The organism is Aliidiomarina soli, assembly GCF_003986975.1.
Taxonomy (GTDB): Bacteria; Pseudomonadota; Gammaproteobacteria; order Enterobacterales; family Alteromonadaceae; genus Aliidiomarina; species Aliidiomarina soli.
Map to the genome: position 1 here is coordinate 240806 of NZ_PIPO01000004.1, position 22225 is coordinate 263030.

Here is a 22225-nt window from a genome sequence, read left to right on the forward strand (position 1 = left end):
CTAGTATGCCAAGTTTTGATATTGTGTCTGAAATTGATCAGGTCGAACTGAAAAACGCGGTCGACAATGCCGCCCGTGAACTCACCACGCGTTTTGATTTTCGTGGGGTGCAAGCCAGTATTGAGTTAAAAGAACTGACCGTCACCCTGTCCACTGAGTCAGATTTCCAGCTCAATCAGCTGCTCGAGATACTGCGCAACAACTGTACCCGTCGCGGTATTTCCATGGCCGGTGTGGAGATGGAAGACGAGCCGGTGCATAGTGGTAAAAACTTTAGTTACCATGTGAATTTCAAGCAGGGTATTGAACAGCCGGTGGCAAAACAGATTATTAAGAAACTGAAAGACGCCAAGATTAAGGTTCAGGCGTCCATTCAGGGCGAAAAAGTGCGGGTCAACGGCAAAAAGCGCGATGACCTGCAAGAGGCCATCGCGCTTTTGAAAAACAGCGATATCGAATTACCGCTGCAGTACGAGAATTTCCGCGACTAACAGCAACAGTTCCGCTGCACCGCGCTTCACGTCAGTTCAGGTTGCTGGCGTGAAAGCGCAGATGCTCTTCAATGAAGGTCGCGATAAAGTAATAGCTGTGGTCGTAGCCTTGCTGATAACGGATCTGGGCGCCACTGCCGCTAAGCTGGTTGGCTTTAATCAGCGCCTCGGTATCGAGTTGCTGCTCAAGAAAATTATCAGCAGTGCCCTGATCGACCATAATTGGCGGTGCAGACGAGCGTTCCTGCAATAGCAGCGCCGCGTCGTATTGCCGCCAACTGGCTTTATCCTCACCTAAGTAATTACCAAACGCCTTTTGTCCCCACGGACAGCTGGTCGGGTGGCAAATCGGTGAAAATGCCGAAATCGAACTGAATTTCGATTCGCGTAAACCAATCACTAGGGCTCCGTGGCCGCCCATCGAGTGGCCGGATATCGCGCGCTGCTGGTTCAACGGTAAGTTGGCTTCAACCAATGCTGGTAACTCATCGACGATGTAGTCATACATTTGGTAGTGGGCTTTCCAGGGCGCCTCTGTTGCATTGACATAGAAGCCGGCACCAAGGCCCAGATCATAGGCCCCGTCCGGGTCATCGGCGACATCTTCACCCCGCGGACTGGTGTCCGCAATTACAAGCGCCAGGCCCAGCTCAGCGGCTACTCGCTGAGCACCTGCTTTACTGGAAAAGTTTTCATCATTGCAGGTCAAACCCGATAACCAGTATACCGCTGGCACTGCGCGATGCTCCGCCTGCGGCGGCAGGTAAACCGAAAACTGCATCTCACAGTTGAGTACCTGCGACTGGTGTTTGAAGCGGATCTGCTGACCGCCAAAGGCCAGCTGACTGCTTACTTTTTCAATAGCCTGATTCATTATTCAACCCCTGTTCGATAACCGCTTAACGAGACTGATCAAAGTGAATAACGGAGCGAATTGATTTGCCTTGGTGCATCAAATCAAAGGCTTCATTGATATCTTCAAGTCCCATAGTATGGGTAATAAAGGTACTCAGTTTAAACTCGCCCGCCAAATAACGCTGTACATAGTCAGGCAGCTCGCTACGCCCTTTGACCCCACCGAAGGCGCTGCCACGCCATACGCGGCCGGTAACCAACTGGAATGGACGGGTGGAAATTTCTTCGCCAGCTCCGGCGACGCCAATAATGACGGATTCGCCCCAGCCTTTGTGGCAGCTTTCCAGCGCTGAGCGCATGACTTTGACGTTGCCGATGCATTCAAATGAATAATCGACACCACCGTCTGTTAGCTCGACAATGACCTCCTGCACAGGTTTGTCATAGTCATTCGGATTAATAAAGTCTGTGGCACCAAGTTGGCGCGCAATGGTTTCTTTGTCATTGTTTACATCGATCGCGATAATCCGTGAGGCTTTTGCCTGCACCGCACCGATAATGACTGACAGACCGATACCACCGAGACCAAACACCGCCACGGTATCGCCAGGCTGAACTTTCGCCGTGTTATGGACCGCGCCCATACCCGTGGTTACACCACAACCGAGCAGGCAAATTTCTTCTAGTGGAGCGTCTTTGCTGACTTTGGCTAAGGCGATTTCAGGCACGACGGTATGTTCGGCAAAGGTGCTGGTGCCCATGTAGTGGTAAATAGGCTGACCGTCTTTGGAGAAGCGAGTGGTGCCATCTGGCATCAGGCCTTTGCCCTGGGTGCTACGAATGGCTTGACATAAGTTGGTTTTACCTGACTTACAGAATTTACACTCACCGCATTCCGGTGTGTACAGCGGGATTACGTGGTCGCCAACCTCGACTGAGGTAACTCCTTCGCCAATGGCTTCTACAATACCGCCACCTTCGTGGCCAAGAATAGATGGGAAGATGCCTTCGGGATCCGCGCCGGAGAGGGTGTAGGCGTCAGTGTGGCAGACACCACTGGCCACGATACGCACCAGGACTTCGCCTTTTTTTGGCGGCTGTAAATCCACTTCTTCAATTTTTAATGGTTCGCCAGGGCCCCAGGCCACGGCTGCGCGGGTTTTAATGGTATCCATGTTAACTCCCTACAAAACAGCGAATATCAGAGCAAACAGATTGCTCGAAACGGTACTAAGTTTAGCCCATTGTAGTTATTTACCTTAAGTTAAGTAATCCTGCTAAAATGCAATTTACTTTTACTAAAAGCGTAATAATGAGGTGCTATGCGCGAATGGCAGGGTATCAGTGAGTTTGTTGCGGTGGCCGAACAGGGCAGCTTTACTGCCGCCGCCAGGCAGCTTGATTTGTCTGTGGCTCAGGTGAGCCGAGCGGTAAGCGAGCTGGAGCGGCGTCGAGCGGTTAAGTTGTTTTACCGCTCGACCCGCAAAGTAAGCCTGACCGAAGAAGGCCATCTGTACTTACAGCATTGTCAGCACCTGGTGCAGGGGCTCGACGAAGCCAACCGTGCGATGGGTAATCTGCAGGCGCGCCCACAAGGTTTACTGCGTATTACTGCGCCGGTTTATTTTGGTGAAACCCGGATTGCACCGCTACTGAATCGTTTTTTACTGGATTACCCGGAAGTTGAGCTTGAGCTGCATCTGACTAATCGCAAAGAAGATCTGATCCATGGTCGCTATGACCTTGCGATCCGACTCGGCAACCTCGAAGATTCCAGCTTAATTGCTCAGCGCCTGGGCCAGCGGACCCACTATATTGTCGGTGCACCGGACTACTTTAATCGGGTCGGCAAACCGCAGCATCCGGAGGATCTTAAGCAGCATCAGCTACTGGCGGGTACAGTTGAGAACTGGCGGTTGCAGTTGGCAGGCAGACGCGTGCTGGTCAAACCCGGCCGTCGCTTGCATTGCAATAGTGGTCTGGCACTGCTCAATGCAGCTGAACAGGGGCTTGGCCTGGCCCAACTTCCTGACTATTATGTCAGTGAGGCGCTAGCCCAGGGCAGTCTGCAGTCAGTGCTTAATGACTATCGCCAGGACAACGACGGTATCTGGGCGTTGTATCCGCAGAATCGCCACCTGTCGGCTAAGGTTCGGGCGGTGGTACAGCATTTACGCAGTCAGCTGCATGAGCGTTCGAAAAATGCACTTGATAGTAATTCACTTGATAGTAAATAAAGGGCTATGGTACGTAAGGTTATCGACTGGTTTGTCGATACCCCTAGATAGCAATACCTACTAGCAGGTAGCACCGCAGCAAATAAGGATATGCCCGACATGCGCAACAACCTCCCCGTCACTGGCCGCGAATTTAAGTTTGACCCTTCCGCACGTCTTATCTCATCGACCGATTTGAAAGGCCGGATCCGTTTTTTTAATAAAGATTTCCAGCACGTTAGTGGCTTTAGCAGGGACGAGTTAATGGGGGCACCGCATAATCTGGTCCGTCATCCGGACATGCCGCCTGGTGTGTATGAAAATATGTGGAAGACCCTGCAGCGAGGCCGGCCGTGGATGGGCCTGGTAAAAAACCGGCGCAAAGACGGCGACCATTACTGGGTTAGTGCCTACGTGACCCCAGTGTTTGAGGGAGCAGAGATGGTCGGCTATGAATCGGTGCGGGTCAACGCGACCGAGGAGCAAAAGCAACGGGCGGAGAAAGTATATTGTCGCTTGCGGGCTGGCAAGAAACCGTTTAGCTGGCGTCAGTATGCGCGTTACTACGCAGAGGTATTTAGCCCGGTGTGGTTGCCTGGTGTCGCAGCCGCTTTGTTGGCATGGCCGTTCGGCGGGGCTTCAATGGCGCTGACGTTACTGGCCTTAACGGCGGTGATTCTGCTTGCCCAGGCCTGGCGCAGTGAAAAGGACTATCAGGATTTGCTCAAGTTACGCCCCGAAGCCTTCACTGAAGCGCTGGTGGCCAATACCTATTCAAAAGATGGCGGCAGTAAGGCTCAGGTTGAAATGATGACCCGCAGCGAAGCGGCCCGCGCGAGCACCGGGTTGACCCGAATCGCGGATGCTTCCGAGTCGCTGGCTGAAGTCGTCAGTAGCACCAAAGAACAGGCGGCCACCAGTAGTCGCCTGACCGACAATCAGAATCAAAGCACACAGCAGGCTGCATCCGCGATTCATCAGATGTCGGCGTCCATAGAAGAAGTCGCTGACAATGTCGAAGCGAATTCGGAAAAAGCCAAATCAGCTGCAGAGTACGTTAAACAAAGTACAGACCGGGCGAAAGCTGCGATGCAGGCAATTAACGAACTGCATGACGCAGTAAAAAGTATTGTTAGTACGGTCAATGAGGTCTCAAAATCGACCCAGGAAATTGGCCAGGCGGCTGATCTAATTACTCAAATAGCGGATCAAACCAACCTATTGGCACTGAATGCGGCGATTGAAGCCGCGCGTGCTGGTGAGCATGGTCGGGGCTTTAGTGTGGTGGCGGATGAAGTAAGAGCGCTTGCAGGTAAAACCCGCGAATCGACGGACCGCATTCATACCATTATCGGTACCTTACGTGCTCGGGCTGACAATGCTGTGGAAGTTTCAGAGCATGGTGAGAGCTCGGCCAAGCGTGGGGTTGAGATGGTTGCCGAAACGGAGCAGGCATTGCGCGAAATCGATGCGGTGGTGTCTGCGATTAGTGATACCACATTGCAGATGTCGGCGGCGGTCGAAGAGCAAAGCAATGTTGCCGAGCATATTTCGCAGCAAGTTACGGATATGGCGGATGGTGCGGAAGAAGCACGGAGTAATGCACAGGGAACCGCCGATGCTAGTGCCCAGTTACAGAATACGGTGCATGAGTTGCGTGCGCTGATCCAGCGCTTTTTACAGAAAGGCTAGCTTTACCAAAACGTTACCACTGATCGTTTTTGCATAACTCCCAGTATCAACAATACTAGTAGGCAGGGAGGGACGCTTTATGCATGCGAGCAAGCCGCAACGAGCTTTAATTATAGAAGGGGGCGCCATGCGCGGCATCTTTGCCGCCGGCGTCCTCGATGCCTTTATCGAGCAGGATTACTATCCGTTTGACTTCGTCATTGGCGTTTCGGCTGGTTCTACAACAGGCATTGCGTATCTGACTGGCGACCATGGACGGAGCTATAAAATTCTCACTGACCATGCCCGTCGCCCCGACTTTATGAGCTTCACGCGCTATGCCCGCGGCGGCCATTTGTGTGATGTCAGCTGGCTGTGGCAGCGCTCGCGGCAGGAACTGAGTCTGGATGTAGATGTCTATGTCGAGCGCAATATTCCGTTGTGGGTGGTGACTACATCCGTACGTACGGGGCATCCGTTGTACCACAAAGTCGATGCGGCCAATGTGGATGAAGTCTTCCCCGCCTCCTGCGCCATGCCAGTGGTGTTCCGTGATCACCCCCCGGTGGCGGGTGAACCCATGTCCGACGGGGGCCTGGGAGACTCCATTCCGGTCCGTTATGCATACAAGCAGGGTGCACGCGAGATTACCGTTATCCGCTCGGTACCCGAGTCGTTCCGCACTGAACAGCTGCGCTTTCCGGGGATGCTAAAGCCACTGCTGTCACAGCATCCACGGCTACTGGGTGCGGCCCTGCGTTGTGAGCGAAAATACCATCAGGCTCTGGCGTTCATGCAGCAACCGCCGGCGGACTGCCAGGTTCATCAGCTGTACCCGCCGGAACAGTTTCCCGTTGCCCGTTTCACCCGTGATATCAGCAAACTACAAACTGGCTATGAACAAGGGGTTAAAGCGGCTGAAGCATTTATTAGTCAGCGACGCAGTGGTAGGCTTGCGCAGGATGCACTGCAGCCAGCTAATGTATAAGTTGTATACGTGCCGCCAGAGACTCATCACCCGTCATCCAGTCACAACGAGGACCTAATGAAACCAATTTTTATATTGCACGAGAACGAAGAGTGGCTAGTACCGTTGCGCGCTGAGTTTGCTCAGCGTGGGGTTGAAGTTCAGGAATGGTTTCTTAACGAGGACTATGTTGCGTTTGAGAAAAACCCGCAACCAGGGGTGTATTACAACCGAATGAGCGCGTCCTCGCACACCCGCGGACATCGCTTTGCTCCCGAGTTAACGCGGATGGCGTTAACCTGGCTTGAACATGCCGGTGATTCGCAGGTGCAGGTCGTGAATGGCACTCGTGCACTGTACCTGGAAACCTGCAAGCTTTCGCAATATGCGGCGTTGCAGAAAGCCGGCATCCGGACACCGAAGACTCGAGCTGTGGTGGGGCGTTCCGTGATCACAAAAGCCGCGGAAGACTTTGCCCAATGGCCAGTGATACTTAAGCCAAACCGTGGTGGGAAAGGCCTTGGGGTGATCAAATTTGATGATCTCAGTGCGCTGCAACAGTTTGTTGAAGGGCCTGATTACCATGAACCACTGGACGGCATCTGGTTACTGCAGGCCTTTATCCAAAGCGCGGCCCCTTTTATTACTCGTTGCGAGTTTGTCGGCCAACGTTTTGTGTATGCTGTTCAGGTGGATACCACCGGTGGCTTTGAACTCTGCCCGGCCGATATCTGTGCAATTGATGACGCCGCTTGCCCGGTGGGTGAATCCGCTGCAGCACCCGCCAAATTTGTGATTAGTGAACGTTATCATGGGCATTCTATTATTGGTCAGCTCGAAACCTTTATGCGTAATAGCGGTGTCGATATTGCCGGTATCGAGCTTATCGAAGACAAGTATGGCGACGTGTATGCGTACGACGTGAATACCAACACCAACTATAACCAATCGGCAGAAGCGGCCGCAGGTGGTCGGGTAACAGGCATGGGAGCGGTTGCAGACTACCTGATTGCGCTGGCCCGTTAGGAAAACAGGTTAGAGAAACGGGATCTGGACACTGCTTTCAGACCACAGGCGCAGGCTCTCCATAAAGCGGGGGTCGCGCCGGATATCCGTCAGTTGCTGATTTATCTCGTTAATAAGGGCCCGGCCCCAGGCATTATTGGTGCAACCAATGGCACCAATGACATGCTCGCCACTGGTTTCTGCAATTTCAATAAACTCCAGCGGATCGCCGCTGGTTCGCTGATGGTAGGCTAACAAACCCTGGTAATCGATGGTGTAGTCGACCCGACCCGCCAGAATCATTTCCAATACAGCCGTAGTGGCGTTTTCACCGGTACGGATCACCCGATAACTGCTCTGCCCTTCATGCATATCGAGTAAGTTTTGCAGCTCGCCGTAGCGACGGCCGGCGGGGTGGCCAAGCCGATAGTCATTACTTTGCAGTAACTCTTCAAGCACCACGGGATCACCGAACAGTTGGCGTAGTCGGGCGGCTGTCTCTGGTCGGGTGATAATGCCGTGGGGTTGATAGGTATGTGTAGGATCACTAAACCAGGTCGGTGCTGCCATGCTGTTAGCGCGATGGATCATGCAGGGGAAGCATTGATTTACATTACGCTCGAATTGCACCCCAATTCGGGTTTGAGGCATGACGATGCGCGACATACGGCGTTCCGGTAGGGCATCCTCGACGGCAAGCATCAGACTGTCACAGATCCCTTGTCCCTGATAAGGACCCTCGACAATATGAAACGGAGGCGCTGTATTTAGCGCCCAGTGAAGACTATAACTTTGCTGCGACTGACTCAGTTGCTGGCCGGCCTGACTAACCGAAAGCAACAGACTCATACCAAGCAGCAGGAATGATCCGGCTTTTACCTGTTTCATATCTTCAATGTAAAAGCCAGTTAACTAAAATGCAATAAAATGAGCCGTTTTGTTTATATCAAATGGTATTTAATTTGATAAATTTTGTTACTTCATGTGTCAATTTCCAGATCGCCTGTAATGCTGGCTGCAATGTTAAGCCCAGTACTGCTCCATCGTAATATTGCCTGGCTTACGGCGCAGGTGCTTTTCCAGGCCCTTGGCTTTAAGCGCGGTCCGCGCATCCTGAATCATCGCCGGATTACCGCATAGCATAATCTGGGCCTGTGAATTGAAGACGGCTTTGCAGGCGTGCTCCAGTTCACCTGAATCAACTAACGCGGGAATTCGCCCGTGCAGCATGGTCGGCTGATGTTGATGGTGCTCGCGGCTCAACACTGGCTGGTAATAAAACTGCTGCGGTTTTTTTTGCTGCAGCGCCTGCAACCAGTCCCGGTAGCACAGGTCAGCCGAGCTGCGGACTCCATGAACGAGACGGATTCGGCGGAAATTCTGCCATACCTGTTCACCTTTAAGGATCGATAGGTAAGGACCAATCCCTGTGCCTGTTGCCAGTAACCATAAGGTCTCCCCTTCGGGGACATGGTCAAGCGTAAAGAAGCCGCTGGGGTGGCTGTTAAGAAGGATCCGGTCTCCGGCCTGAAGCTTAGCGAGCCGCGGCGAGAGGTCGCCGTCGGGGACTACGGCGATAACGAATTCGAGTGTTTCTGTGCCCGGCGCACTGACCATTGAGTAGGCTCTCGCCAGCGGCTCACCATCGTTGCCAGGCAAGCCAATACGGGCGAACTGACCCGCTTTAAAACTAAAGTGCGGGCTGTTGATCCGCAAACTTAGTAAACCGGAGTGCCAGTGCCTGACACTCTCAACCGTGGTTTCCATCCAGGTGCTCATCAAATTCCTCAACGTTGGACGACAGCTTTTGCTGTTATTCTCATGATTGGCGTATATTAGGCCTTTACTGGCGCCGATTTACAACAGACAAAAGGTAGCAATATGTGCAGCAACGAGGCTCAGGGTAAGGAAAAAGGCGATTCTCAGCCAGCGGATTTGGCCGACCAGTTACTGCTTGACTGGGTACCCTGGCAGTTCCAGAGCCAGTACGGATTTACTTTACGCGGCCAGCGCACCCGGCCGCGAGGCCTGCCGGTGGTGCACTTCATTCATGGTAATAGTTACTCCGGGCTGACCTATTTGCCGTTGCTGCAGGCGCTGTACCCTTACTTCGATATTTTCCTGCACGATGCCCAAGGCCACGGCGATAGTGATGAAGGTGGCCGTTTTATCGGCTGGAATGAAAGTGCTGAGCTGGCGGTTGAAGTGGCAGAGCGAATAGTAAAGCCGACCTATGGGGCCGTCCCTGTGATTGGTATGGGTCACAGTTTTGGCGGTATTCTGACACTATTGATGAGCCAGCTTCAGCCGCACTTATTTGACCGTTTGATCCTGCTCGACCCGATCCTTTTTCCACGGCGTATGCTATTGCCGATGAGAGTGCTTAGCGGATTGCACCTTTACCAGCTCAACCCGTACGCAAAACGTGCGCGTAAACGGCGCAGTGTATGGCCGGATGAAGCGACCGCCTACGCAGGACTGCATCAGCGCGGTATGTTTAAAGGTTGGCAGGATGATGCGTTGCGTGCCTACGTTAAACACGCCATGCATGAAGGCGCGGACGGACAGTGGCAACTTAAATGCTCGCCTGGCCGGGAAGCTGAAATTTTTAGTTCCTACGCGCGAGGGCTTTGGCCTTACATCGGCAAACGACTGGCAGTGCCCACGGAGGTGTGGGCTGGGCTGCAAACATACCCCTTTGTCCGCGGCTCACTGCAGCGCTGGCAAAGCATGACGGATCGGGTCACCTTGCATTGGCTTGAGGGCGGTCATTGTTTTATGCAGGAAGATCCGCAGCGAACCGCCAACCAGGTGTTGGCGGCTTTAACTGCGTTGATTAAGCCGGAGCCTGTGGTGACTGAATAGCAGGCAGCTCTGGTAGCGGCTCACCGATGCAGGCGCACAAGGTAAACAGCAATTTTTGCTCGACCGGATTAATAGTCCCATCCGCCTGGGCACAGGCAACCCAGGCATTTACCAGGCGTTCTTTTTCCAGCGCCTGCCATTGGTCAATACGGGTTAACGAATCGCTTAAGTCGCTGAAATTAAGCATATCGGCGGGGTAACTGTCGAGATCGGCTGCGAACAGGTCAGCCCCCTGGCGAAATGCTTTAGCACTTGCTTGATCGTCTTGATGCCCATAGTGGGCCAGCACCGATAAGGTTAATTTGGCATCATGCTGGCGACGGCGTTTGTAGCCGCGGACGTTCAGTTCGTTGCGTGCATGTTCTCCTTTCAGATAGCGCCAGACCACCTGATAGAGGCACCACTCGTAGAGGCTGACTTTGGCATCAACGTCAATAACCGCCTGCATGGTTTGTAAGAAGCGATCTGCACTGCGGCTGTCCATCATTTTCAATGCCGGCATGAGTAGCTCGGTCATTGGTAGTTGTTGCTCCATCGGCTGCGCTTTAATGCTGTCGATGTGGGCCACCACGTCGTCGTAAAGCACGTCCGAGACCCGTTCATTTAACAGCGCTAACTGCTGAGTACGGGTTGCTTCATCCTCACTGAGCAGTAACGTCAAGACCAGTGCTTTGGCGTGCTCCGGATCGCGGGCGTCGGCAACCACATCCTCCGGCAGGTCGAAGGCAACCGCCATCGCGGTAAGGCGTTCGACAAACGCCTGCGAGGTTGCTTTCTGATCCGATTCTTTCGCTGGTATATCCGGACGCGCTTCCGCATTCGCCTGGTAGTTGCCGTCCCACTGTGGCATAAGCCTTTTTATGCGGTCACCCAGTGGCGGGTGAGTGGCCATCACTGACATAAATTTACCCACAGCCTGACTGAAAAACAGGTGGCTGGCTTCATCCGCATTCGGGCTTTCTACTTTGCTACCTGAACCACGCTTTTGTGCTACGCCGATCTGTTGTAGCGCACCAGCGAGCGCTTCTGGTTCGCGGGTGAACTGAGCCGCTGACGCATCAGCCAGGTATTCGCGTTGGCGGCTTACTGCGGCTTTAATCACATTGCCAAACAGGACGCCGATCCCACCTAGTATCAGTAAACCCAGGCCCAGTAGAGGTAACGCAGCATTTTTGCCATCGCTGCGGCGACCGCCAAGGGCACCAAAGCGCAACAACAGATAGCCAGCATGAGAAATAAACAAAATACCGTTGAGGATCGCAATGATACGAATATTCAGGCGCATATCGCCATTCAGAATATGCGCAATTTCGTGCGCTATCACGCCCTGTAACTGAGCCCGGGACAGCTTTTCTGCGCAGCCCCGGGTAATCCCAATCACCGCATCGCGGGGACTGTAACCGGCAGCGAAGGCATTAATAGCTGGCTCCTGGTCGAGCAGGTACACCGGAGGCACCGGCATATTGGCCGCGATGGCCATTTCTTCCACCACATTGAGCACTTTGCGCTCAAGCGGGTCGCGGCTATCAGGGCTTAACCGGCGTCCGCCCAATTGCTCTGCGACTACTTTTCCGCCGGGCCGTAATACCATCCATTTGTATAGCACCGCAAAACCAATCGCCGATAAAGCGACGCCCGCGGAGGCAATAATGACATCCCATGCCAGATACCAGTCTGCGCCAGTCTGCGTGTAGGCGGCTGTTTCCTGGTATTGAATACCGCCCAGAAAGTAAGACACCAGCACCGCAACCAGACTGACTAGCAACACCACAGCGAGGGTAAATAAAATGCCTAAAAGTCGGGTATTGCGTCGGGCGACATCCTGATGATGAAAAAAATTCATAGCACTCATGAGTTAGCCTGTTTTAGAACGACACCTTAGGTGCTTGCTGAATTTGCTCGCTGTCTTCAAATTCCAGCAGGCTCGCATCTTCGCCATGGCCAACGACGCCAGCAATGGCAACCTGTGGAAATGACTGACGATAGGTGTTGTAGGTCATGACGGCGTCATTGTATGCCTGGCGTGAGAACGCGACCCGGTTTTCGGTACTGGTCAGTTCTTCGCTGAGTTGCTGCATGTTTTGGCTGGCTTTCAGATCCGGGTAGGCTTCCATCACTACATTCAACCGGCCTAAGGCACTGGTTAACTGGCCTTCAGCGCCACTCAGGGCGCCCATCGCGGCTTTGTCACCCGGTGCTTCGGATGCTTGTTGTAATGCAGAGGTGGCCTGATTACGTGCCTCGGTGACCGCTTCCAGCGTGCCCCGTTCATGGCTTAGGTAGCCTTTGGCCGTTTCAACCAGATTGGGGATCAGGTCGTGACGTCGTTTAAGCTGAACTTCAATCTGCGCAAATGCATTTTTGAAGCGGTTCTTTAACGAGACTAACTGGTTGTATATCCGAACGAGCCAAAATACCAGGATGACGGCAATGGCGATGAGAACCCAGGCTGCAATAGACATGGCGGTACCTTTTTAAGTGAACGAAATACTACTACTGAGAAAATAGCAGTTTTATGGCATCCAGCATATCCGAATAGTGGAGTTTTTGCTGGTTTCGATGTACTTTATGTTGCAACTTTTTAGCCAGCAAAGTTGTGGACCCCCGTATGAGTAAAGTAAGTGGTAACTTATTTGTGATTGCCGCTCCCAGTGGAGCAGGTAAATCGAGCATGATCGACGCCTTGCTTAGGCGTCACCGGAAGGGGTCAATGCAGGTCTCGGTCAGTACTACCACGCGTAAACCAAGGCCTGGCGAGAAAGACGGCGAACATTACTTCTTTGTTGATGAAGAAACCTTCTTGCAGCAGGTCGACGCTGGTAATTTCTATGAGCATGCCAAAGTATTCGACCATTATTATGGCACCTCGCGGCATGTTATCGAGGATACCCTGGCCAGTGGCGTGGATGTGTTTCTGGATATCGACTGGCAGGGTGCCCGTCAGGTAAAGGCAGCATACCCTGGCGTGCACACGGTATTTATTTTGCCGCCCTCAAACGCTGAGCTTGAACGCCGCTTACGCATCCGCGGTCAGGACAGTGACGAAGTCATCGCCCGACGGATGGCCAAAGCGCAGCATGAAATGGCCCATTATGGTGAGTTTGGCTATATCATTGTCAACGAAGTGTTTGATGACTCTGTTGACCAGCTTGAGCACATTGTTTTGAGCCAGCGCCTACGTCGTTCCAAGCAGCAAATTCGCTATCGCGAAATTCTGCAGGATTTGCTTGCAGAATAGGCCTTGGCGGAATCGATTATTTTCAGTACAATAAGCGCCCTTTTTTAAGAATAACCTAACTGTGGAGTGTTGAGATGGCACGGGTTACTGTAGAAGACGCTGTAGATCGTATTGGCAACCGGTTTGATCTGGTGCTGGTCGCAGCACGCCGCGCACGTCAGATAGCTAATCAGGGCAAAGCGCCACTGGTTGAGACGCACAATGAAAAAGCCACCGTTATTGCTTTGCGTGAAATTGAAGCGGGCCTGATTGATGCAGCTCGTCTTGAAAAAGAAGAGCAGGTAGCTCGGTACGAAAGCGATGAGGCAGAAATGGCAGCGGTTGCCGCATTACGCAACCCACAAAACCAGGAATAACCTTTCCGCAGTAAGTAGTTAAAAGCGCCTGCTGGCTTCAGCGGGCGTTTTTTGTTTGTGCCCGGCTAGCGTAGGAAAGCATTGGCATTTGCAAGGATTCCTCGTATTCTGAGAAAAAGCGCAAAGATTCGCTTCTGTTGATGTAATCATCACTGTAGTACTAGCTGTAAAAAAGAGGCGTGGGCCGTGTATTTATTTGAAGGACTTAAAAATCAGGTTTCAGCATACTTGCCACCAGAGCAGGTAGACCGTATCTATGAGGCCTTTAAAGTATCTTTCGATGCGCACGGTGATCAGAAGCGGCAAAGTGGAGAACCCTACATCACCCACCCGGTGGCGGTGGCAGGGATCCTCGCGGATATGCGGCTGGACCATGAAACGCTGATGGCGGCGTTGCTTCACGACGTGATTGAAGACACCCCACTGTCGAAAGAAGATCTGGCTGAGTTATTTGGCGCCACTGTGGCCGAACTGGTCGAGGGCGTGTCGAAGCTCGATAAACTCAAGTTTTCCTCGAAAGAAGAACTGCAGACCGAGAATTACCGCAAGATGATCATGGCGATGACCCAGGATATCCGGGTGATCCTGATCAAGCTTGCCGACCGCACTCACAACATGCGTACTATCAGCCACTTACGGCCTGACAAGCGGCGACGTATTGCCCGTGAAACCCTCGATATTTTTGCACCTTTGGCACATCGCCTGGGTATCCATAACATCAAAAATGAACTGGAAACCCTGGGTTTTAAAGCCATGTACCCAATGCGGGCACGCTTTTTAGAAAGTGAAGTGAAAAAGGCCCGCGGTAACCGCAAAGAGTTGCTTGCACGGGTACGCAAAGAAATTATTACCCGGCTCGAAGAGATCGGCATTGACGCCCGGGTTTATGGGCGCGAAAAGCATCTGCACAGTATTTACCGCAAAATGCGCAATAAAGAGCTGAACTTTGATCAGGTGATGGACATTTATGCCTTCCGGGTGGTGGTTGACTCAGTCGATACCTGCTACCGGGTGATTGGTGCCGTGCATAATTTGTATAAGCCGATTGAAACCCGGTTTAAAGATTACATAGCGATTCCCAAGTCCAATGGCTATCAGTCGTTGCACACGTCGTTGAAAGGGCCTCATGGGGTGCCGGTGGAAATCCAGGTGCGCACCGAAGAAATGGATCTGATGGCGGACCGCGGCGTTGCGGCCCACTGGTTTTATAAAAACTCCGATGAAAGTGGTACCACAGCCCAGGTCCGCGCACAAAAATGGATGCAAAGTCTACTTGAATTGCAGCAAAGTGCGGGTAACTCCTTCGAATTTATTGAAAATGTGAAGTCTGAGCTGTTTCCCGAAGAGATCTATGTGTTTGCCCCGGATGGGCGCATTGTTGAGTTACCGCAAGGAGCGACAGCGGTCGATTTTGCCTACGCTGTACACACTGACGTTGGTAATACCTGCATTGGTGCCCGGGTTAATCACAAAGCCTACTCGCTGAGTAAGCCGTTGGAAACGGGGCAGACAGTGGAAATTCGCACTGCCCCAGGGTCGCGGCCTAATATTGCGTGGCTGAATTTTGTGGTAACCGGTAAAGCGCGGGCGAAAATTCGCCAGGTGCTGAAAAGCCAGGAAGCGGATGATGCCCGCCTGCTTGGCGAACGTCTGTTGCGAGCGGCGTTGGGCGCAGTTAATTTCGATGATATTAGCGACCAGGAGTACGAGCGGGTTGCCAAAGAGATGAAGCGCGATAGTAAAGAGCTACTTATCCGTGACATTGGGCTTGGTAACTTGATGAGTGTAGCAGTAGCCCGGCGCCTGGTGGGTGACTCGGAAGGCTTGCGTGACGATACGGCAGACGACAATAGCAGTAGTCGCAGTCTTGCTATTAAAGGTGCTGATGGGCTATTGGTTAGTTTCGCTAAATGTTGTCGGCCTATTCCAGGCGACGACATTATCGCCCACGTCAGTCCGGGCCGCGGCCTCGTGATCCACCGCCGCGAGTGTAAGAATGTGCGCGGGCATGAAGAGGAACCGGGTAAGTACTTCCCGGTGCAGTGGGATAACAGACCGGATGCTCAGTTTGTCTCTGAATTGCGGGTTGAAATGGTCAACCATCAGGGCGCCCTGGCGCGGTTAACGTCTAACATTGCGAAAACGGGCTGCAATATTCACGGTTTGAAAACCGAGGAAATTGATTCCGGTATTTACTATATTGATGTTGCACTGAGTATTAATGATCGTAAGCATCTGGCGGCCGTGATGCGTAGCATTCGCAAGATGCCCCATGTGCAACGGGTCTCTCGTTTAAGGAAGTAATTCATGTCTAAAGTGATTGTTGCCACCGACAAAGCGCCGGCGGCTATTGGTACCTATTCGCAAGCAGTAAAGATCGGCACTACCGTGTATTTGTCCGGCCAGATCCCATTGGTTCCGAGCAGCATGGAATTAGTCAGTGACGATTTTCGTCAACAGGCGGTGCAGGTGTTTCAGAATCTGAGTGCGGTCTGTGAAGCCGCTGGCGGCAAGTTGCAGGATATGGTGAAGGTCCAGATTTACCTGCCTGACTTAAGCCAGTTTGCTACCGTAAACGAGGTCATGGCGGAATTCTTCGATACGCCATACCCGGCACGAGCGGCGATTGGCGTGCGCGCGCTGCCGAAAGGCGCCCAGATTGAAATCGACGGCATTATGGAAATCCCCTCCACCAACTAATTCAACAAACCAGCGCGAACAAACCAGCGCGGGGCTTGATCATTGAATCGATTTTTCCGATTCAACATTCAAGCCCCGCGCTTGAATGTTGAATGTCAGACGGGGCTGGCGCTGGTGGCGGGTTCGCGCATGAGCGGCTTGAAGAAGGTGATATAGGCCAGCGCGACGACGGCCAGAATAAAGCAATAAAATGTATTCATGCTTACCGCTAGCGGCGAGATACCGAAGCTGGCACCCAGCAGCAGCGCCTGGGCACCATAGGGCAAAACGCCCTGAACCACGCAGGCGAAGATATCAAGAAAGCTGGCACTTTGCTTAGGCGCCAGTTGGCCCTCTTCAGCGAGCTTTTTACTTACTTCCCCGGACAGTAAAATGGTGACGGTATTATTCGCCACCGCGAGATTGGTCAAAGCAGTAAGGCCCGCGATACCATAACCAGCGGCTTTCGATGGCTTTTGGCTCAAACGACTGGTCACTGAAACCACAGCCTTAGCGAGAAAGGCGAGGCCACCCTGTTGGCGAATAAGTGCTGAAAGACCGCCGATAAACAGCGATAACAGGAAGATCTCCTGCATACTCTCGAAACCGGCATAAATATCCTGACTCAGCGTAACCAGCTGATAATCAATTGCCAGCATGCCAAACACAGCGGCCATCACAATCCCCAGTGTTAGCACGACAAAGACGTTTAATCCCGCCACTGCCAGCGCAATAATCGCGAAGTACGGAATGGCCAGCCATAGTTTTGCCTCGGGAACCTCAAGCGGCGCTTTATCTACATCGATGAAAGACAACCAGATAATAGTCACCAGGGCAGCAGGCAGGGCAATGCGCAGGTTGGCCTTAAACTTATCTTTCATTTCGCAGCCCTGGGTTCGGGTCGAGGCGATGGTAGTGTCAGAAATAAAGGAAAGGTTGTCGCCAAACATCGCGCCACTGACCAGCACCCCAGCCATTAACGCTGGGTTGATGCCAGCCGCCTGAGAGAGACCAAGGGCCACCGGTGTTAAGGCGGCCAGAGTACCCATCGAGGTGCCCATAGCGGTGGAAACGACTGCTGCGATAACAAAAATACCGGGCAAAATAAATGCGGGTGGAATGATACTCAGGCCTAGTGCTACTACGGCATCAACACCGCCTGTTGCCGCCGCTACGGTCGAAAAGGCCCCTGCGAGAAGGTAAATCAGGCACATGGTAATGATGTTGTTGTGGCCGACCCCTTCAATAAAGGTGGCAATCCGCTGGTTAAGGCTTTCTTTGCTTAGCGCCACAGCGAGAATGATGGCTGGAAGAATCGCCACCGGTGCCGCCAGCTGATAGAACGCCATGTCGACGCCCTGCTGGTGGTAGTAAATACCGGTGCCGAGAAAAAGCGCGAGAAACACGGCGAGCGGTAACAGAGCGACCGGATTGGCGCGGACTTCAGACATAAAATACCCTTTATCAGATGTTTAGACGTCCAGAAGTGTATAATCATTTGCTTTACACAAGCAACCCAAAATTGGCAATTGGTAGTACAATACAGGCATGGTAAATAATGAATAGGTTGTTGCATGAGCCCAGATGAACTGCATTTGCAGATGCGCAATTTGCGCGATGAAGATTACCCACAGCTGAAAGGCCTGATGGACGTAGTTTACGACGATATCGGTGGAGCTTGGGAAGAGCACACTATTCGTAAACTGATGAAAGAATTTCCGGAAGGTCAGATTTGCCTCGAAGACGGCGGTAAAATTGTCGGCGTCGCGCTGACGGTCAAGGTGACCTACGACCGTTTTAGCAATCCGCACCGTTATGACGACCTGCTGGGTAAAAAAGAAACCATTCTTAATGAAAAAGATGGTGACGCGCTGTATGGACTGGATGTGCTGATCCATCCTGATTATCGTGGTTACCGATTGGGTCGCCGCTTGTACGATGCACGCAAAGAACTCTGTATGCAGCACAACCTGAAAGCTATTCTGGCCGGTGGGCGGATTGTTAACTATCACAAATACGCCAACGAACTCACAGCGAGCCAGTATCTGGAGAAGGTACATCGTCGTGAAATCTACGATCCTATCCTGACCTTCCAGTTGGCCAATGACTTCAGCGTCAAGCGGCTGTTAGGTAAGTATCTGCCTGAAGACAAAAAGTCGAAAGGCTACGCGACCCTGCTGGAATGGAATAACTTTCTTTACGAGCCGTCTGAGACCTTTATCACGGCACGTTCGCGTAATGTCCGGGTAGGCGCAGTGCAATGGCAGATGCGCTCGGTAGAGTCGGTTGAGCAAATGCTGCAGCAGGTTGAGTACTTCGTTGATGCATTGTCCAGCTATAAGAGTGACTTTGCCCTCTTCCCTGAGTTCTTCAATGCGCCTTTGATGGGCCTTACCGACCAGAGTCAGCAGATGGAAGCGATCCGCTTTCTGGCTGGCTACACCGACCTTTTCAAACGCGAAATGTCGCAGATGGCGGTAAGTTACAACATCAACATTATTACCGGCTCAATGCCACTGCAGGAAGGTGATTCGCTGTATAACGTGTCGTACCTGTGTCGCCGTGATGGTTCGGTGGATGAGCAGCGTAAATTGCATATAACCCCGCATGAGAAGAGCGACTGGGTGATTGAGGGCGGTGATAAGGTGCAGGTTTTTCAGACTGATGCAGGCCGTGTCGGCATACTCATTTGTTACGATGTGGAATTTCCCGAACTGGGACGTTTGATGGCGGACGAAGGGCTGGAAATTCTGTTTGTACCTTTCTGGACCGACACCCGCAATGCGTATTTGCGGGTGCGCCATTGCGCTCAGGCCCGGGCGGTCGAAAATGAATGTTATGTGGTTATTTGCGGCTCGGTCGGCAACCTGCCGCAAGTCGAGAGCCTCGACGTGCAGTACGCTCAGTCCAGCGTATTTTCGCCGTCAGACTTTGCCTTTCCACATGATGCCGTGATGTCAGAAACTACGCCCAATACTGAGATGCTGATGTTCTCAGACTTAAATCTGGACGAGCTGCGCTACCTGCATCATGAAGGGTCAGTGACCAATCTTAAAGACCGCCGCACTGACCTTTATGACGTTAGTCGCAAATTCAACTTCTGAATGACTAATGACTGTGGTGGCCGCGCAAGCGGGCGCCACATACCCATGCTCCGGCAAGGGAAAAATAAAGACCGACCAAGGCCGGGTCAGTCAGGTTCTGTGGAGTTCGGCTTACGTCATAGACCAGTGGCAGTGCCCAGGCTAAAAGGCCACCAGCAATGAGCAACAACACGCTTAGCTGCCAGCGAGGGCGGTTCATTAATGTTCCCAATCCTTCGACCAATAAAATGAGGGCGATGGAAACCGGAAGCCAAAGAATATCCAGCCACAACGAAACATTTTGAAAGACAGCAATGAAACCACTGAATTGCGCCTGCCAGTAAACGGGTTCACTGAACAAGGCAAAAATTCTTGAGTCGGCAATTAATGCTTCCACCCGCGCCAGATCGGCATTACCGATATTGACCGCGATGGTGTTAACAACGCCATGGTAGAACATTGCGAACAAAATTGAGATACAGAACATGAAAACGTTCAGTTTTTGCCACCGGCGGTGACGGTAAAACAAACCGCGCATAAATCACCCTTCAATAAGACTTGCTCACCATAGCGCGTTGCTTTTGCAGCCGCAACTGGCAGTCCTCTTTTTAATCAGGATATACTGAGTTATCTCAAAGTGATACGAATTTGTTAACAAACCGGAGCGAGCGTGGCGACTGAAACTTCAACCCTGGGCCAGATACCCTTGACCACCCTTAAGGGGGTGGGGCCGAAAATGGCGGTGAAGCTGGAAAAGCTGAATTTGCATTCGGTGTTGGATGCGCTGTTTCATTTGCCGAATCGTTACCAGGACCGCACCCGAATTACCCCGGTCGCAGGTGTACGGACGGGAGAATTTGCCACCTTGCTGGCCAATGTGGTCGATACCCGGGTTCACTACGGGCGGCGGCGAGCCCTGTTGTGCCGAGTGTCTGACGGCAGTGGTAATCTGACCTTACGTTTTTTTCAGTTCAGCGCGGCGCAACAAAAGGCCTTGCAGACGGGCATGCAGTTGCACATTTATGGTGAGGTTCGGCCCGGGCCAACAGGACCCGAGATTATTCATCCGGAATACAAAGCGATTGCGGATGGCCCGGTTGAGTTAGCAGAAACGCTGACCCCGATTTATCCGACTACAGAAGGGGTGTATCAGCAAACCATTCGCTCCATTTGTGAACAGGCGCTTAGCTATCTCAATGACAGTTCGGTACCGGAGCTGCTGCCCAGGTCCTTAGCCGCGGATGAAATGCCGCTGCATGATGCCATTCGGGTGTTGCACAACCCGCCGACGGACGCCGACCAACAAGCATTGCTCGAAGGCGTACACCCTGCCCAGCGGCGTCTGGCGATGGAAGAGTTATTAGCCCACCACGTCAGCATGTTGATTGCACGGGCGCAGGCTCAGAAGGTGCGCTCGGTTCCGATTGAACCGACGACACAGTTACGAGATGCCTTTCTGCAACGGCTTCCATTTAGTCCAACGGCTGCACAACAGCGCGTTGCCGCTGAAATCAGTGCAGATATGGCGCTCGGGTTTCCCATGATGCGGTTGGTTCAGGGGGATGTCGGCTCGGGTAAAACACTGGTTGCGGCGTTGGCTGCGTTGCCAGTGATTGAAGCCGGCTATCAGGTCGCTTTGATGGCGCCCACCGAGATCCTGGCTGAGCAACACGCTTTGAATTTCCGCCTCTGGTTTGAAGCGCTGGGGATCGAGGTAGGTTGGTTAGCGGGCAAAAGCAAAGGCAAAGCGCGGCAAGCCACCCTGGATGCGTTAGCCAGCGGTAAGATCCAGTTTATCGTCGGCACGCATGCGCTGTTTCAGGCGACGGTAGACTTTCACAATCTGGCATTGGTAATTATTGATGAGCAGCATCGTTTTGGTGTGCATCAACGGCTGGCATTACGCGAAAAAGGCGAAAGCCAGGGGACTCATCCGCATCAGTTAGTGATGACAGCGACCCCGATTCCACGAACCCTGGCAATGACCGCGTATGCGGATTTGGCGACCTCGGTCATTGATGAATTACCACCGGGGCGAACTCCGATTACCACGGTTGCGATTCCCGACACTCGACGCGATCAAATTATTGAGCGGGTGTATACAGCATGTCGTGAAGAAGGGCGGCAGGCATACTGGGTCTGCACCTTGATTGAAGAGTCGGAAGCCCTGCAATGCCAGGCCGCAGAAGACACCGCAGCGCAGCTTGCGGAAGCCCTGCCTGAGTTACGCATCGGCCTGGTTCACGGGCGGATGAAAGCAGCTGACAAAGAAACCGTCATGCAACACTTTAAAGCCGGTGAACTGGATCTGTTGGTGGCAACCACTGTGATCGAGGTCGGTGTTGACGTGCCTAATGCGAGTTTAATGATTATTGAGAATCCCGAACGGTTGGGACTCGCTCAGTTGCATCAGCTGCGTGGCCGGGTCGGTCGTGGTCAGGCCGCTTCCCATTGTGTGTTGCTGTATAAAACGCCGCTCAGCCAGCAGGCCAACCAGCGCCTCGCGGTGTTGCGTGAAAGCAATGACGGTTTTGTGATTGCGGAACGTGATCTGGAGTTGCGCGGGCCGGGAGAGTTACTCGGTGCACGGCAGACGGGTTTAACCCAGATGAAAGTGGCTGATTTGGTTCGTGACCAGGCACTGATCCCGAAAATTCAGCAACTGGCACAGGGCATGGTCGCACACTACCCTGAACTGAGTGAAAAACTGATGAAACGCTGGCTACCTAAGGGTGAACGTTACGCTCAAGTGTAGTCTTTTTGGCACTAACTGGTACACTATGGGCCTTGCATGCGAAC

20 protein-coding genes are annotated in these 22225 nt (G+C 52.7%); 12 read left to right on the forward strand and 8 right to left on the reverse strand.

The genetic code is table 11. The annotated features are described in order from the left end of the window. Positions 1–5 precede the first annotated feature (5 nt). Positions 6–491, forward strand: a complete 486-nt coding sequence (locus CWE14_RS10240) for a YajQ family cyclic di-GMP-binding protein (protein WP_126789577.1) — start codon at positions 6–8, stop codon at positions 489–491. 31 nt (positions 492–522) lie between these two features. Here CWE14_RS10240 and fghA read toward each other — a convergent pair whose 3' ends face one another. Both fghA and CWE14_RS10250 read right to left on the reverse strand, forming a co-directional pair. Next, positions 523–1365 (reverse strand): S-formylglutathione hydrolase, encoded by an 843-nt coding sequence (gene fghA / locus CWE14_RS10245; protein WP_126799295.1) that lies wholly within the window; start codon positions 1363–1365, stop codon positions 523–525. Positions 1366–1390: 25 nt separating this feature from the next. After that, positions 1391–2521: an S-(hydroxymethyl)glutathione dehydrogenase/class III alcohol dehydrogenase gene (locus CWE14_RS10250; RefSeq protein WP_126799296.1), complete on the reverse strand. Its 1131-nt coding sequence runs from the start codon at positions 2519–2521 to the stop codon at positions 1391–1393. A 147-nt stretch (positions 2522–2668) separates the two neighbouring features. Here CWE14_RS10250 and CWE14_RS10255 point away from each other — a divergent pair, with 147 nt between their 5' ends. From CWE14_RS10255 to CWE14_RS10270, 4 genes are all read left to right on the forward strand, one after another. Then, complete coding sequence (locus CWE14_RS10255; RefSeq protein WP_126799297.1) at positions 2669–3583, forward strand: LysR family transcriptional regulator; 915 nt, start codon at positions 2669–2671, stop codon at positions 3581–3583. A gap of 99 nt (positions 3584–3682) precedes the next feature. Next, positions 3683–5254, forward strand: coding sequence for a methyl-accepting chemotaxis protein (locus CWE14_RS10260; RefSeq protein ID WP_126799298.1), 1572 nt, complete (start codon positions 3683–3685; stop codon positions 5252–5254). Positions 5255–5333: 79 nt separating this feature from the next. After that, the gene (locus CWE14_RS10265) at positions 5334–6221 is read left to right on the forward strand and encodes a patatin-like phospholipase family protein (protein ID WP_126799299.1); all 888 of its coding nucleotides are present in this window, start codon (positions 5334–5336) and stop codon (positions 6219–6221) included. A gap of 57 nt (positions 6222–6278) precedes the next feature. Beyond that, positions 6279–7226 carry an ATP-grasp domain-containing protein gene (locus tag CWE14_RS10270; protein WP_126799300.1) on the forward strand — a complete coding sequence of 316 codons (948 nt, stop codon included), beginning with the start codon at positions 6279–6281 and terminating at the stop codon, positions 7224–7226. A 9-nt stretch (positions 7227–7235) separates the two neighbouring features. Here the strand turns inward: CWE14_RS10270 and CWE14_RS10275 are convergent, their stop codons facing one another. Both CWE14_RS10275 and CWE14_RS10280 read right to left on the reverse strand, forming a co-directional pair. Continuing rightward, complete coding sequence (locus tag CWE14_RS10275; protein ID WP_126799301.1) at positions 7236–8093, reverse strand: ABC transporter substrate-binding protein; 858 nt, start codon at positions 8091–8093, stop codon at positions 7236–7238. Positions 8094–8228: 135 nt separating this feature from the next. After that, a complete protein-coding gene (locus CWE14_RS10280) occupies positions 8229–8984 on the reverse strand; it encodes a ferredoxin--NADP reductase (RefSeq protein WP_126799302.1) in 756 nt (251 codons plus the stop codon). A 102-nt stretch (positions 8985–9086) separates the two neighbouring features. Between CWE14_RS10280 and CWE14_RS10285 the strand changes: the two genes are divergently transcribed. Then, positions 9087–10070 (forward strand): alpha/beta fold hydrolase, encoded by a 984-nt coding sequence (locus tag CWE14_RS10285; protein ID WP_126799303.1) that lies wholly within the window; start codon positions 9087–9089, stop codon positions 10068–10070. Here CWE14_RS10285 and CWE14_RS10290 read toward each other — a convergent pair. Together CWE14_RS10290 and CWE14_RS10295 are read right to left on the reverse strand one after the other, a co-directional pair. Next, positions 10042–11922 (reverse strand): M48 family metallopeptidase, encoded by a 1881-nt coding sequence (locus tag CWE14_RS10290; protein ID WP_126799304.1) that lies wholly within the window; start codon positions 11920–11922, stop codon positions 10042–10044. The two genes, CWE14_RS10285 and CWE14_RS10290, sit on opposite strands and share 29 nt — an antisense overlap. Before the next feature lie 13 nt (positions 11923–11935). Then, positions 11936–12532 carry a LemA family protein gene (locus tag CWE14_RS10295; protein WP_126799305.1) on the reverse strand — a complete coding sequence of 199 codons (597 nt, stop codon included), beginning with the start codon at positions 12530–12532 and terminating at the stop codon, positions 11936–11938. A 146-nt stretch (positions 12533–12678) separates the two neighbouring features. Between CWE14_RS10295 and gmk the strand changes: the two genes are divergently transcribed. From gmk to CWE14_RS10315, 4 genes are all read left to right on the forward strand, one after another. Next, entirely contained in the window at positions 12679–13308 is a 630-nt protein-coding gene (gmk, locus tag CWE14_RS10300; RefSeq protein ID WP_126789589.1) for a guanylate kinase, read from the forward strand. Positions 13309–13382: 74 nt separating this feature from the next. After that, positions 13383–13664, forward strand: a complete 282-nt coding sequence (gene rpoZ / locus CWE14_RS10305) for a DNA-directed RNA polymerase subunit omega (protein ID WP_126789590.1) — start codon at positions 13383–13385, stop codon at positions 13662–13664. A gap of 186 nt (positions 13665–13850) precedes the next feature. After that, a complete protein-coding gene (gene spoT, locus CWE14_RS10310; RefSeq protein WP_126799306.1) occupies positions 13851–15968 on the forward strand; it encodes a bifunctional GTP diphosphokinase/guanosine-3',5'-bis pyrophosphate 3'-pyrophosphohydrolase in 2118 nt (705 codons plus the stop codon). Between the two features lie 3 nt (positions 15969–15971). Next, a complete protein-coding gene (locus tag CWE14_RS10315; RefSeq protein WP_126799307.1) occupies positions 15972–16364 on the forward strand; it encodes a RidA family protein in 393 nt (130 codons plus the stop codon). A gap of 95 nt (positions 16365–16459) precedes the next feature. On the opposite strand, the gene CWE14_RS10320 is transcribed toward CWE14_RS10315, so the two are convergent. After that, positions 16460–17794 carry a Na+/H+ antiporter NhaC family protein gene (locus CWE14_RS10320; protein WP_126799308.1) on the reverse strand — a complete coding sequence of 445 codons (1335 nt, stop codon included), beginning with the start codon at positions 17792–17794 and terminating at the stop codon, positions 16460–16462. A 123-nt stretch (positions 17795–17917) separates the two neighbouring features. On the opposite strand from CWE14_RS10320, the gene CWE14_RS10325 reads away from it, so the two are divergent. After that, complete coding sequence (locus tag CWE14_RS10325) at positions 17918–19447, forward strand: bifunctional GNAT family N-acetyltransferase/carbon-nitrogen hydrolase family protein (protein WP_126789594.1); 1530 nt, start codon at positions 17918–17920, stop codon at positions 19445–19447. Positions 19448–19451: 4 nt separating this feature from the next. On the opposite strand, the gene CWE14_RS10330 is transcribed toward CWE14_RS10325, so the two are convergent. After that, on the reverse strand, positions 19452–19964 hold the full coding sequence (locus CWE14_RS10330; protein ID WP_126799309.1) for a hypothetical protein: 513 nt from the start codon (positions 19962–19964) through the stop codon (positions 19452–19454). A gap of 132 nt (positions 19965–20096) precedes the next feature. On the opposite strand from CWE14_RS10330, the gene recG reads away from it, so the two are divergent. Beyond that, positions 20097–22181: an ATP-dependent DNA helicase RecG gene (recG, locus tag CWE14_RS10335; RefSeq protein ID WP_198676575.1), complete on the forward strand. Its 2085-nt coding sequence runs from the start codon at positions 20097–20099 to the stop codon at positions 22179–22181. Positions 22182–22225: the final 44 nt, after the last annotated feature.

Excerpts from the sequence above, each read along its gene's own strand:
- CWE14_RS10240 (WP_126789577.1), top strand. The coding sequence starts at position 6 with ATGCCAAGTTTTGATATTGTGTCTGAAATTGATCAGGTCGAACTGAAA.
- fghA (WP_126799295.1), bottom strand. The coding sequence starts at position 1,365 with ATGAATCAGGCTATTGAAAAAGTAAGCAGTCAGCTGGCCTTTGGCGGT.
- CWE14_RS10250 (WP_126799296.1), bottom strand. The coding sequence starts at position 2,521 with ATGGATACCATTAAAACCCGCGCAGCCGTGGCCTGGGGCCCTGGCGAA.
- CWE14_RS10255 (WP_126799297.1), top strand. The coding sequence starts at position 2,669 with ATGCGCGAATGGCAGGGTATCAGTGAGTTTGTTGCGGTGGCCGAACAG.
- CWE14_RS10260 (WP_126799298.1), top strand. The coding sequence starts at position 3,683 with ATGCGCAACAACCTCCCCGTCACTGGCCGCGAATTTAAGTTTGACCCT.
- CWE14_RS10265 (WP_126799299.1), top strand. The coding sequence starts at position 5,334 with ATGCATGCGAGCAAGCCGCAACGAGCTTTAATTATAGAAGGGGGCGCC.
- CWE14_RS10270 (WP_126799300.1), top strand. The coding sequence starts at position 6,279 with ATGAAACCAATTTTTATATTGCACGAGAACGAAGAGTGGCTAGTACCG.
- CWE14_RS10275 (WP_126799301.1), bottom strand. The coding sequence starts at position 8,093 with ATGAAACAGGTAAAAGCCGGATCATTCCTGCTGCTTGGTATGAGTCTG.
- CWE14_RS10280 (WP_126799302.1), bottom strand. The coding sequence starts at position 8,984 with ATGAGCACCTGGATGGAAACCACGGTTGAGAGTGTCAGGCACTGGCAC.
- CWE14_RS10285 (WP_126799303.1), top strand. The coding sequence starts at position 9,087 with ATGTGCAGCAACGAGGCTCAGGGTAAGGAAAAAGGCGATTCTCAGCCA.
- CWE14_RS10290 (WP_126799304.1), bottom strand. The coding sequence starts at position 11,922 with ATGAGTGCTATGAATTTTTTTCATCATCAGGATGTCGCCCGACGCAAT.
- CWE14_RS10295 (WP_126799305.1), bottom strand. The coding sequence starts at position 12,532 with ATGTCTATTGCAGCCTGGGTTCTCATCGCCATTGCCGTCATCCTGGTA.
- gmk (WP_126789589.1), top strand. The coding sequence starts at position 12,679 with ATGAGTAAAGTAAGTGGTAACTTATTTGTGATTGCCGCTCCCAGTGGA.
- rpoZ (WP_126789590.1), top strand. The coding sequence starts at position 13,383 with ATGGCACGGGTTACTGTAGAAGACGCTGTAGATCGTATTGGCAACCGG.
- CWE14_RS10315 (WP_126799307.1), top strand. The coding sequence starts at position 15,972 with ATGTCTAAAGTGATTGTTGCCACCGACAAAGCGCCGGCGGCTATTGGT.
- CWE14_RS10320 (WP_126799308.1), bottom strand. The coding sequence starts at position 17,794 with ATGTCTGAAGTCCGCGCCAATCCGGTCGCTCTGTTACCGCTCGCCGTG.
- CWE14_RS10325 (WP_126789594.1), top strand. The coding sequence starts at position 17,918 with ATGAGCCCAGATGAACTGCATTTGCAGATGCGCAATTTGCGCGATGAA.
- CWE14_RS10330 (WP_126799309.1), bottom strand. The coding sequence starts at position 19,964 with ATGCGCGGTTTGTTTTACCGTCACCGCCGGTGGCAAAAACTGAACGTT.